The organism is Acidobacteriota bacterium, from assembly GCA_016195325.1.
Lineage (GTDB): Bacteria > Acidobacteriota > Polarisedimenticolia > JACPZX01 > JACPZX01 > JACPZX01.
In genome coordinates this window covers 49,068-60,966 of record JACPZX010000012.1, presented here as the reverse complement: position 1 = coordinate 60,966, position 11,899 = coordinate 49,068, and the positions used below count along the sequence as shown (strand labels likewise).

The window sequence follows — 11,899 nt, the reverse complement described above, 5'->3', positions numbered from 1 at the left end:
GGACTTCGAGCTTCTGCGCCGCGAGGGAGGGCGGCTCGGCATCGACGTCGAGAAGGTGGAGGTGGTCCTCCTCGACAGCCGCCCGGTCTCCTCCACGCGCATCCGCGACAACATCGCGCGCGGCGCCGTCGATCGCGCCGCCCTCATGCTCGGCCGGGAGCACGTCGTCACGGGCCGCGGGGTGCCGGGACGGCACCGGGGGAAAGGCCTCGGGTTCTCGACCGCGAACATCACGACCGAAAGCGAGCTGATCCCCGGGGACGGCGTCTACGTCACGCGCGCGGAGCTCGCGGGGACGTCGCTTCCCAGCGTCACCAACATCGGCGTGCGCCCCACCTTCGGCGAGCGCGAGCGCGTGATCGAGACGCACATCCTCGACTACGAGGGAGGGGAGCTGTACGGGGTCACGGTGAGGCTCGCCTTCTGCCTCAGGCTTCGGGAGGAGCGGCGCTTCGACTCCCCCGACGCCCTCAAGGCCCAGATCGAGGTGGACGTCGCCGCGGCCCGCGCCTGGTTCGCCCGCCCCGCCGGCCGTCCCTGATCCGCATGGGACATTGCGGGACATCCTGTTCCCAATGAATCGCTCCCAAACGGCGCTATTGACACGTGGACTACCCTTCTCTCCATGGGCGAGCGGGACGGCGCACCGCGCGGCGAGACGATTCTCGTCGTCGACGACGAGCCGGGCGTCCGCGAGATCCTGCGGCTCGTCCTCGAGGAGCGCGGATACCACGTCCTCGAGGCGGCCGGCGCGGCCGAGGCGATCGAGACGGCCGCGGCCTGCGGCTCGGGAGTCGATCTCCTCGTCACGGATCTCCTGATGCCCGGGATGGGCGGACGCGAGCTCGCCGACCGGCTTCGCGTCCTCTCACCCGCTCTCAAGATCCTCTTCGTGACCGGCCATGCCCCCGAGCGCCTGGCGCCCGATCCGGCCCTGCCCGCCGCCGGCGTCATCGAGAAGCCATTCTCCCTCTCGCTCCTCACCGGGAGAATCCGTACCCTCCTCGACGAATAGGCGCGGGCTCCCGCCCCGAGCCCCTTGTGTTAGCATCGCCCGTCGCCCCACCGGAAAGAGATCTCGATCTTCGCGGAGGTCATCCCCGCTTGGACAGGACCGCCACAGGCTTCATCACCTTCGAAGGGATCGAGGGATCGGGGAAGACCACGCAGGTCCGTCTCCTCTCGGAGTACCTCACGTCGAAAGGGGTGCAGCACGTCGTCACCCGGGAGCCCGGCGGCACGGTGGTAGGCGAGAAGATCCGGGCGCTCCTCCTCGATCCCCGGAGCCGGATGGTGCCCATCACCGAGCTCCTCCTGTATGGCGCCGCGCGCGCCCAGCACATCGAGGAGGTCATCCAGCCGGCCCTCGGCGAGGGGAAGGTGGTCCTGTGCGATCGCTTCACCGACGCGACCGCGGCGTACCAGGGGGCCGGGCGCCAGCTCCCGATGAACGTCATCCGCGTCCTCAACTCGCTCGCCTCCGCCGACATCAAGCCCGACCTCACGCTCCTCCTCGACCTGGACCCCTCGGCCGGGCTTGCGCGCGCCCGCGTCCGAAACACCTCCGCCGGGGCCACCTCCACGACCCGGTTCGACGACGAGGAGATCGCCTTCCACACGCGCGTGCGCGACGGGTACCTCGAGATCGCGCGCGAGGAGGCGACCCGGGTGAGGGTCATCGCCGCCGATTCTTCGCCCGAGAAGGTCGCGAAGCAGATCCTCACGCACGTCAAGCGCCGCCTGAGCCTCGGGTAGGGGCCGGGACGTGGCCTTCCACGAGATCGTCGGCCACGAGCGGGCCCTCGAAATCCTGAGGAGGGGGCTGGCCTCCGGGCGCGAGGGGGCGTCGCTCGTCTTCCACGGCCCGGCGGGGATCGGACGCCGCGCCGTCGCGCTCGCCCTCGCGCAGGCCCTGAACTGTCCCGAGAGCCCCGGCGAGGGATGCGGCCGATGCGCCGTCTGCGCCCGCATCGCCCGCGTCACCCGGGGGAAGATCGAGGAGGGGGATCACAAGGGGGACGCGCGGGAGACCACCGGCCACCCCGACGTCCGAATCGTCGTCCCCGGCAAGGAGGAGATCCGGATCGACGAGATCCGATCGCTGAGGCATCAGGCGAGCGCCCGGCCGTTCGAGGGGCGCCGGAGCGTCTTCATCATCGATCCGGCGGAGAGGATGACCGCGGAGGCCTCGAACGCCCTCCTGAAGACGCTCGAGGAGCCGCCCTCCGGCTCCTGCATCGTTCTCATCGCGTCCGACCCCGCCGCCCTCCTCCCCACGGTGAGATCGCGCTGCCGGCTCGTCCCCTTCCATCCCCTTCCCGTCTCGCGCGTCGCCGCGCACCTCCGCTCGGCCCGGGCTCTGTCCGAGGACGACGCCGCCCTCGTCGCGACCCTCACCTCGGGGCGCCTCGGCCGCGCGCTCGCCTTCGATCTCGACGAGTACCGCGCGGCCCGCGCCGTGGTGATCGAGGTCCTCGATCGGGCGACCGAGAGACGCCCCCGCGCGCACGTCATCAAGGACGCCGAGATCCTCGGGTCGCGCGAGGACGACGCCTTCATCGGGGAGTCCCTCGAGACGATGGAGACGCTCCTGCGCGACGCGATGATCCTTCGCGCGGGGGCGGGGCGTGAGCTCCTGGTGAACCGCGACGCGGAGGAGGCGCTGTCGCGCCTCGCGGACCGCGTGGGCGACCGCCTTCCCGAGACGATCCGCCGCGTGGGCTCCGCGAGGGGCGACGTCGCCTCGTACGTGAACCGCCAGCTCCTCCTCGAGGTGATGCTCCTCGATCTGGGCGCTCCGGATATCCCGGCCCGCGCGTGACCCCTTCGTCGCGGAGGCTCGTCCTCGAGTACCTGTGGCTCGTCCGCCTGCGGATCGCGGCCGGCGTCCTCCTCCTCGCCGCGACGAACGTCCTCGCCCTCTTCATCCCGCGGCTCCTCAAGCAGGCGGTCGACTCGATGCGCGACGGCGTCCACGCGCGCGAGATCGCGACGTACGCGGGGGCCATCGCCCTCGTCGCGATCGCGCAGAGCCTCATCCGGACCTGGTCGCGCCTCGCCATCCTCGGGGCGTCGCGGAGGGTCGTCTACGCCCTGCGGCGCCGCCTCTTCTCGCACCTGCAGCGACTTCCGATGTCGTTTTTCCGATCCCGCGCCACCGGGGACATCGTCTCGCGCGCGATCAACGACGTCATGCTCATCCGAGGCTTCTACGGCCCCGGCGTCATGAACCTGGTCAACACGGTCTTCGTCTACGCGGGATCGGTGATCCTCATGGCATCGATGTCGCCGCGCCTGACGCTCTACGCCATCGCCCCCTACCCCCTCTTCGCCGTCGCGGTGAACCTGATGAGCCGCCGGGTCTACGCGAGGAGCCTCGAGGTCCAGGAGGGGCTCGCCGCGATCTCGAACAAGGCGCAGGAGAACATCACCGGCATCTCCCTCATCAAGACGTACGTGCGCGAGGAGGCGGAGGGGCGCGTCTTCGACGATCTGTCGGGGGTCTACATGCGCCGCAACGTCGAGCTGGCGCGGGCGCGCGGCGTGATGATCCCGCTCATGGGGATGATGACCGAGTTCGGCACCTTCGTCGTCATCGTCCTCGGGGGGGCGGCCGTCGTGCGCGGGGAGATCACCCTCGGCGACTTCGTCGCCTTCAACGCCTACCTGGCCTTTCTCATGTGGCCCACCTTCGCCTTCGGCTGGATCCTGAACACCTTCCAGCGCGGCCTCGCGGCCTTCCGGCGCATCGGCGAGATCCTCGACCTCCCCGCCGAGCAGCGCGAGGCGGCGGCAGCGGACGGCGCGGACGGCGACGCGGGCCCCTTCGAGGGGCGCATCGAGATCCGCGGGCTGACGTTCGCCCACCCCGGGGCCGCCCCCTCGACGCGGCACCTCGAGGGGCTCGATCTCGCCGTGGCGCCGGGGGAGGTCCTCGGGATCCTCGGGACCGTCGGATCGGGCAAGTCCACCCTCGTCGGCCTCCTGCCGGGGATCCTGAAGCCTCCCGCCGGGACGATCTTCATCGACGGCGAGGACGTGACGCGCATCCCGCTCCACCGCCTGAGGCGTCACATCGCGGTCGTCCCCCAGGAGCCCTTCCTCTTCAGCCGGAGCGTGAGGGAGAACGTGGCGTACGCCCCCCGCGGCTTCGACGAGGAGGAGATCCTGAAGGCGGTGGAGGCGGCGCGCCTCGCGCGCGACATCCCGGCCTTCCCGAGCGGCCTCGACACGGTCGTGGGCGAGCGCGGCTTCACCCTCTCCGGAGGGCAGCGGCAGCGCGTCACGCTGGCTCGCGCGATCCTCACGAGGCCGTCGATCCTGGTCCTCGACGATCCCCTCTCGAGCGTTGACGCCGAGGTCGAGGAGGAGCTGCTCGCGCGGCTCAAGGAGACGGCCCGGGGGCGGACGGTGATCCTGATTTCGAACCGGATCGCCGCCCTCTCGTGGGCCGACCACATCGTCGTCATGGACGCCGGGCGCATCGTGGAGCGGGGCGGCCACGCCGATCTTCTCAAGCTCGGAGGGCTGTACGCGTCGGTCGCCAGACGCCAGAGCCTCCAGGCGCTCCTCACGCTATGACGGCCGACGCCCACGAGGAGGACGTCCTCGGGAAGGCGTACGACGCGCGTCTCGCGCGGCGCCTGCTTCCGTACGTGCGGCCGCACCGCGCCCTCCTGTCGTTCTCGATCGCCTTCCTGCTGCTCATCTCGGCGGCCCAGCTCGCGCAGCCCTACATCATCAAGCTCGTCATCGACGGCCCGCTGGCGGCGGGCGACCCCGCGGGACTTCTCCCCCTCGCCCTCCTCTTCGCGCTCACGGCCGCCTTCGAGTTCGGCTTCCGGTTCGCCCAGATGTACAGCCTGGAGATCACAGGGCAGCGCGTGATCCGAGACCTGAGGAGCGACGTCTACCGCCACCTCCAGCGCCTCCCCGCGGCCTACTTCGACCGGAACCCCGTGGGGCGTCTCGTCACCCGCCTGACGAGCGACGTGGAGAACCTCGCCGAGATCTTCAGCTCCGGGATCGTCACCCTCCTCGGCGACTCGATGAAGCTCGTCGGGATCGTCGCGATCCTGCTCGTCATGGACCTGAAGCTCGCCCTCCTCACGCTGCTGAGCCTCCCCGTGCTCGCGGCCCTCGCCTTCTTCTTCCGCGTGAAGATCCGGGACGCCTTCCGCCTGGTGCGCTCGCGCGTCTCCCGCCTCAATGCCTTCCTCCAGGAGCAGATCACCGGGATGGTGGTGGTCCACCTCTTCCAGCGCGAGAAGGTCAACGACGCCGAGTTCGACGCCGTCAACCGCGCGCACCGCGACGCCGACATCTCGTCCGTGGTGTGGGACTCGATCTTTTCTTCCTTGATAGAGCTGTTCGGCTCGCTGACCGTGGCCGCGATCCTCTGGTACGGCGGCGTCCAGGTCGTCTCGAAGGCGATCACGTTCGGCACGCTCGTCGCCTTCATCGAGTACGTGCAGAAGTTCTTCGGCCCGATCCGCGAGCTGGGGGGGTACTACTCGGTGATGCAGTCGGCGATGGCCTCCGCGGAGCGCCTCTTCCAGGTGATCGACGAGCCCCCCGAGACGGACGCCGGGACCCATGCGGCCGCCGCGCCGGCGCGGGGGGAGATCGAGTTCCGGGACGTGAGGTTCGGCTACGCGGCGGGCTCGGAGGTGCTCCGGGGGCTGACCTTCCACGTCCGCCCCGGGGAGCGCGTGGCGCTCGTGGGGTCGACGGGCGCTGGGAAGACGACGATCGCCCGGATGCTCCTTCGCCTGTACACCCCCGGGAGCGGGTCGATCCTCTTCGACGGCGTGGACTCGCGCGAGATCCCGCTCGCGGAGCTTCGTCGCCGCGTCGGCGTCGTGCTTCAGGAACCATTTCTCTTCGCGGGAACGATCGCCGAGAACATCTCGCTGGGCGATCCGTCGGTCACGCGCGAGCGGGTCCTCTCCGCGGCCCGGGCCGTCTCGGCGTCACGCTTCATCGAGGCGCTCCCCGGCGGCTACGACGCCGAGGTGCGCGAGGCGGGGTCAAACCTCTCCGTGGGACAGAAGCAGCTCCTCTGCTTCGCCCGCATCCTCGCCTTCGATCCCCCCGTGCTCCTCCTCGACGAGGCGACCGCCTCGGTGGACTCTGAGACCGAGGCGATCGTCCAGGCGGCCTTCGAGAGGCTCACCAGCAGCCGGACGTGCCTCATCATCGCGCACCGGCTGTCGACGGTGAGAGGGTGCGACCGGATCGTGGTGCTCCACCGCGGTCGCGTCCACGAGGAGGGGAGCCACGAGGAGCTGTTGAAGCTCTCGGGGATCTACGCCGATTTCCACCGGCTGCAGACGGGTGGTGCGGCTCTTTAGCTCGCCGTGCCCCGGAGCACCACCCCTGCCGCGACGTGCGCGGGATCTCGCATGAACCGAGCATCCATCCTTCCGGCGAGCGCCCCCTTCGGATGGTCGGCGAGCACACGCGCCCGGTACATTCCGTGCCGCGGGTCGAACTCCACCTCGACGTCGTGGAAGTCGAGCGGGGTGCGCGTCACCGGGAACCAGCACTTGTAGAAGGCCTCCTTCGCGCTGAAGAGGAGCTTCGCCGCCTCGGCGCGCGCCAAGCCGGACGCCCCGGAGGCCCGCGCCAGCTCGGTTTCCGAACAGACGAGGTGAATCGTCTCCTCCGGGAGTCCCTGAGACCCCTCCACGTCGAGGCCGATCGACTCGAAGTGGGACGCCCGCGCGATCGCCACGGCGCAGAGGCCGTCGCAGTGCGAGATGCTCCCCACGAACCCCGGAGGCCAGATCGGAGTCCTGTCGGCCGCGGCCACGATCGGCACGCCGCTCACCCCGGCGAGCGCCAGAAGACGCCGCGCGCCGACCCTTCCCGCCGTGAACTCGCGCCTCCGCTTCGGCACGGCGCGGACGACGCACGCCTCCTCCTCCGGAAGGAGGGTGCCGTCCCACATGTCGGGGGTGGCGACGAGGGTCATCACTTCGGCCGGAAACAGGCGCTCGATCATGGGTGCGGGAAGCGTATCACCGTGCTAGCTTCGCGCGTGAATCTGAGAGCCCTGAGGGCGACCGCGTTCGCCGCCGCGCTCGCCCTGACCACCGCCGTCCGCGCCTCCGACTCCCCCGCCGAGATCCGGATCGGCGTGACGGACACCCCCGTCCGCCTCGACGGCATTCTCGACGAGGAGGCGTGGCGGCACGCCGCGATCATCCCCGACCTCACGCAGCAGGATCCGAAGCCCGGCGAGCCCACCCCCTTCACGACCGAGATCCGGATCGTCCGCGACGCGCGCTTCATCTACATCGCGGCGATCTGCCGCGACCCCGACCCGTCGAAGATCGCCATCCACACGATGCTGAGGGACGGCGGCCTCACCGGCGACGACTCGATCGCCGTCCTCTTCGACACCTTCGAGGACGCGCGCACGGGCTTCTACTTCGCGGTGAACGCGGCCGGCGCGCGCACCGACGGGCTAGCGTCGGGATCGGGAGACCCCTCCCTCGACTGGGACGGGATCTGGGACGCGCGCGCGCGGCGCACGCCCGACGGATGGACGGCTGAGATCGCGATCCCCGCGCAGACGCTCCGCTTCGCGACGAACGGCGCGACATGGGGATTCAATGTTCAGCGGCGAGTTCCGAGAAACCGGCTCGTCGTGCGCTGGGCGGGAACCACTCTCGATTCGTCCTTCTACGACCTGAAGCGCGCCGGGAAGATCACCGGGGTCGACGGCTTTCGCCAGGGAACGGGGCTCTCGGTCAGCCCCTACGCGCTCGGGCGACGCACCGCGGAGTTCGATCCGAGCGCGGCGAGCGGCGGCGGGGAGGCCGGGCTCGACGTCACCGAGAACTTCGAGTCCGGTTTTTCCGCCGTCGGGACGCTCAACACCGACTTCGCCGAGACCGAGGTCGACACGCGCCAGATCAACCTGACCCGCTTCCCCCTCTTCTTCCCCGAGAAGCGGACCTTCTTCCTCGAGGGGTCGAACCAGTTCGACTTCGGCGGCGGCACGGGGCTCGACCAGGATTTCATCCCCTTCTTCTCCCGCCGGATCGGCCTCGTCGACGACCACCCGGTCCCGATCCGCGGCGGGATCAAGCTCGTCGGCCAGAGAGGGCCGTTCGGGATCGGGATCCTCGACACGTCGGCGGACGACTCACCGAGATCGCGCGCCACGAACCTCTTCGCCGGCATGACGACCCTCGACGCCTCGGATCACCTCCGCTTCGCGGCGCTCGCGACGGTCGGCGATCCCACGGGGGCGGGACAGAGCTGGCTCGGCGCCGTCAACGCGGTGTACCGGACGGAGAAGTTCCTCGGCGACAAGAATCTCGGCGCCGGCGCGTGGAGCGCGAGATCGGGAGGGGACCCGGCGGGATCGGGGGATCGCAACGGCTGGGGGGCTCACGTCGAGTACCCGAACGATCTGTGGGACCTCTACGCGACGTTCAGGGATTTCGGGGACTCGCTCGAGCCCGCCCTGGGGTTTCTCCCGAGGCGCGGGACGCGACAGTACGATTTCGGGGGGGCGTATCAGCCCCGGCCGACGTCCGTGGGGTGGTCGCGATGGGCGCGCCAGTTCTACTACGAGACCTTCGTCACGTACGTCACCGACATGGACGGAAACCCCGAATCGTGGCGGGCCTTCGTGACCCCCTTCAACGTGGGAACGCTCGGAGGCGGGCACACCGAGGCCAACTGGGTCCCGTACTACGAGCGTCTCACGTCGCCGTTCGAGATCTCGCGCGGGGTCGTCATCCCGCCGGGCGACTACCACTTCACGCGCTACCGGTTCGAGTCGCAGACGTCGCTCGCCCGTCGGCTCCGCGCGGGGACGAGCGACTGGTTCGGCGAGTTCTACGACGGGAAGCTCACCCAGCTCGGCGCCTTCGTCAGCTACACCACGACGGAGGGACACGTCTCGGTTCTCCTCAACACCGAGAACGATCTCGCGAGCCTGCCTCAGGGGGACTTCACCGACCGGCTTTTCCTTCTCCGCGCGGTCTTCGCGGCGACGCCGGACCTCGTCTTCTCCTCGAACGCGCAGTACGACTCGACCAGCCGCACGCTCGGGTTCAACAACCGCGTGCGCTACACGATCCGCCCCGGAACCGACCTCTACGTCGTGTGGAATCGGGGGTGGACCCGCCCGTTTCCCGATCCGGGCGATCTCACGCTCGGCCCGCAGCGCGACGAGATCGTCGTGAAGCTAAGGCACACGTGGCGCCCCTGATCCGACGCCACCGCCCGGCCGCCCCTCCCAATCGTGCACAGCGGATCCGGGCCATTTCCACAGGATTCCCGCAGCGTTTCCACCCCAAGATCGTGGGGCTTATCCACAGGTACATCACCATATCTTGCGATTCGAGCACGATTTACCCTTGACACTCCTCTCGCGATTCTGTTAGGTTCCACAGCACTCACAATCATCTCCGCAATCACCGTTTTCCAGGGAAGCCCCGCGCATGCTCACGGCCAACGCGCTCCGCGTCCTCGAGAAGCGATATCTCCGCCGGGATGCGGACGGGACGACGATCGAGACCCCCGAAGAGATGTTCCGGCGGGTCGCCTCGGCCGTCGCCGAGCCCGACGCCCGCCTCCCCTTCCGCGGGCGCCGCGATCCATCGGCCACGGCGCGCGAGTTCCACGACATCCTCTCCTCGCTCGAGTTCCTCCCGAACTCGCCGACCCTGATGAACGCGGGGCGCGACTACCCGCAGATGTCGGCCTGCTTCGTCCTGCCCGTGGAGGACTCGATGGAGGGGATCTTCGACGCGCTGAAGCACACGGCGATGATCCACAAGACCGGCGGGGGGACCGGCTTCTCGTTCTCGCGGCTCCGCCCGAAGAACAGCCAGGTGAGATCCACGAGCGGCATCGCGAGCGGCCCCGTCTCCTTCATGAAGGTCTTCAACGCGGCCACGGAGGCGGTGAAGCAGGGAGGGGCGCGGCGCGGGGCGAACATGGGGATCCTCAGGGTGGATCACCCCGACATCCTCGAGTTCATCCGGTGCAAGCGCGACCAGGCCGAGGTGACCAACTTCAACATCTCGGTCGCCGTCACCGACGAGTTCATGCGGGCGGTGCGCGAGGGGAAGCGCTACCGCCTCGTCTCCCCCGTGCCGGGGGGTGACGCCGGCACCCTCGACGCGCGGGAGGTCTTCGAGGAGATCGTCGAGGGGGCGTGGCGCTGCGGCGATCCCGGCGTCGTCTTCATCGACCGGATCAACGAGCACAACCCCACGCGCCACATCGCGGAGATCGAGGCCACCAACCCCTGCGGCGAGCAGCCGCTCATGCCGAACGAGGCGTGCGTTCTCGGATCGATCGACCTCGGAAGGATGGTGGCCGGCACCGCCGTCGACTGGGCTCGCCTCGCGCGGGTCGCCGCCGCGGCGACGCACTTCCTCGACAACGTCATCGAGGCGAATCTGTACCCGATTCCCGCGATCGAGGCGGTCACGCGCGCCAACCGGCGCGTGGGGGTCGGGGTGATGGGGTGGGCCGACATGCTCATCCGCCTCGGTCTCCCGTACGATTCGCAGGAGGCGGTCGAGATGGGCGGCCGCGTCATGGCCTTCATCGACTCCGAGACCAAGAAGGCGAGCGCCCAGCTCGCCGCCGAGCGCGGGGCCTTCGCGAACTGGCAGGGAAGCTCCTGGGAGCGCGAGGGGGGACCACCCCTGAGGAACGCGACCACCACGACGGTGGCCCCGACGGGGACGATCAGCATCATCGCCGGGGCGAGCAGCGGCATCGAGCCCCTCTTCGCCGTCTCGTACGTGCGCCGCAACGTCCTCGACGACGACGAGCTCTTCGAGGTCCACCCCCTCTTCGAGCAGGTCGCGCGCGAGCGCGGCTTCCACACGGAGGCGCTGATGCGCCGGGTGGCCGAGAGCGGGGGGGTCCAGCACGTCGACGGCGTCCCCGCCGACGTGAAGCGGCTCTTCGTCACCGCGCACGACATCGCCCCCTACTGGCACGTGCGCATGCAGGCCGCCTTCCAGGAGCGGGCCGACAACGGCGTCTCGAAGACCGTGAACTTCGCGTCGCACGCGACGCGCGACGACGTCCGGTCCGTCTACATGCTCGCCTACGAGATGGGGTGCAAGGGGGTCACGGTCTTCCGCGACGGGTGCCGCGACAAGCAGGTCCTGAACGTCGGAGTCAAGCCGGCCGCCCCCGGCGTCCCCGAGCCGCCTCCCGTCCTCCTCCGCATCGCGCCGAGGGCGCGCCCCGTCGAGACGAGCGGCTCGACGCGGCGCGTGAAGACCGGCTGCGGGAATCTCTACGTCACCGTCAACACCGACGAGAAGGGCCCTTTCGAGCTCTTCACGTCGATGGGAAAGTCGGGAGGGTGCGCGTCGGCCCAGTCCGAGGCGATCAGCCGCCTCGTCTCGCTCGCCATGCGGGCGGGCGTCGAGATGGAGGCGATCACGAAGCACCTTCGCGGCATCCGCTGCCACCTGCCGGTCTACGACGCGGGGTCCCAGGTCCTCTCGTGCCCCGACGCGATCGGCATCGCGCTGCAGCACGCGCAGCAGCGCGGAGCCGCCGGCTCGGCCGGGATCGCCGTCGCCCCGAACGCCGACCCCCCCGAGCTCGAGCCCGCCTACGTCGCCTCTCCGGCCCGGCTCGCCTCTCCCGCCGCCGTCCTCACGCGCCCCGGCGGAGGCCTTGGATGTCCCGATTGCGGGAGCACCCTCGCCCACGAAGGCGGCTGCGTCGCCTGCTACACCTGCGGGTTCTCCCGATGCGATTGACCCTCTCTCATCCCCGGATCACGACCGGACGGACACACCTCACGGCGCCCCCATCCCCGGCGCCGGCACTCCTCAATGGGCCAGCAGCCCCCTCACACTTCGCCCTTCGCGCACCACTCAATCCGTAGATCCGGGAT

At 69.9% G+C, this 11,899-nt stretch carries 9 protein-coding genes; 8 read left to right on the top strand and 1 reads right to left on the bottom strand.

Going from position 1 to position 11,899, the window contains the following annotated elements:
- The 6 genes from HY049_02290 to HY049_02265 all read left to right on the top strand — a co-directional run.
- Positions 1-541, top strand: a 541-nt coding sequence (locus HY049_02290) for a riboflavin biosynthesis protein RibF (GenBank protein ID MBI3447742.1), incomplete at its 5' end; no start/stop codon positions are given.
- Positions 542-625: 84 nt separating this feature from the next.
- The gene (locus HY049_02285; GenBank protein MBI3447741.1) at positions 626-1,015 is read left to right on the top strand and encodes a response regulator; all 390 of its coding nucleotides are present in this window, start codon (positions 626-628) and stop codon (positions 1,013-1,015) included.
- Positions 1,016-1,104: 89 nt separating this feature from the next.
- Entirely contained in the window at positions 1,105-1,755 is a 651-nt protein-coding gene (locus tag HY049_02280; GenBank protein ID MBI3447740.1) for a dTMP kinase, read from the top strand.
- Between the two features lie 10 nt (positions 1,756-1,765).
- Positions 1,766-2,821 carry a hypothetical protein gene (locus HY049_02275; GenBank protein ID MBI3447739.1) on the top strand — a complete coding sequence of 352 codons (1,056 nt, stop codon included), beginning with the start codon at positions 1,766-1,768 and terminating at the stop codon, positions 2,819-2,821.
- Positions 2,818-4,581 (top strand): ABC transporter ATP-binding protein, encoded by a 1,764-nt coding sequence (locus tag HY049_02270; GenBank protein ID MBI3447738.1) that lies wholly within the window; start codon positions 2,818-2,820, stop codon positions 4,579-4,581. The genes HY049_02275 and HY049_02270 overlap by 4 nt, the downstream gene beginning before the upstream one ends.
- Complete coding sequence (locus HY049_02265) at positions 4,578-6,353, top strand: ABC transporter ATP-binding protein (GenBank protein ID MBI3447737.1); 1,776 nt, start codon at positions 4,578-4,580, stop codon at positions 6,351-6,353. Before HY049_02270 ends, HY049_02265 begins: the two co-directional genes overlap by 4 nt.
- On the opposite strand, the gene HY049_02260 is transcribed toward HY049_02265, so the two are convergent.
- Entirely contained in the window at positions 6,350-7,006 is a 657-nt protein-coding gene (locus HY049_02260; GenBank protein MBI3447736.1) for a 4'-phosphopantetheinyl transferase superfamily protein, read from the bottom strand. The two genes, HY049_02265 and HY049_02260, sit on opposite strands and share 4 nt — an antisense overlap.
- Positions 7,007-7,042: 36 nt before the next feature.
- Between HY049_02260 and HY049_02255 the strand changes: the two genes are divergently transcribed.
- Together HY049_02255 and HY049_02250 are read left to right on the top strand one after the other, a co-directional pair.
- A complete protein-coding gene (locus tag HY049_02255) occupies positions 7,043-9,232 on the top strand; it encodes a carbohydrate binding family 9 domain-containing protein (GenBank protein MBI3447735.1) in 2,190 nt (729 codons plus the stop codon).
- 232 nt (positions 9,233-9,464) lie between these two features.
- On the top strand, positions 9,465-11,762 hold the full coding sequence (locus HY049_02250; protein MBI3447734.1) for a vitamin B12-dependent ribonucleotide reductase: 2,298 nt from the start codon (positions 9,465-9,467) through the stop codon (positions 11,760-11,762).
- Positions 11,763-11,899: the final 137 nt, after the last annotated feature.

Coding starts and splice junctions, on each gene's coding strand:
- HY049_02285 (MBI3447741.1), top strand. CDS start 626: ATGGGCGAGCGGGACGGCGCACCGCGCGGCGAGACGATTCTCGTCGTC.
- HY049_02265 (MBI3447737.1), top strand. CDS start 4,578: ATGACGGCCGACGCCCACGAGGAGGACGTCCTCGGGAAGGCGTACGAC.
- HY049_02260 (MBI3447736.1), bottom strand. CDS start 7,006: ATGATCGAGCGCCTGTTTCCGGCCGAAGTGATGACCCTCGTCGCCACC.
- HY049_02250 (MBI3447734.1), top strand. CDS start 9,465: ATGCTCACGGCCAACGCGCTCCGCGTCCTCGAGAAGCGATATCTCCGC.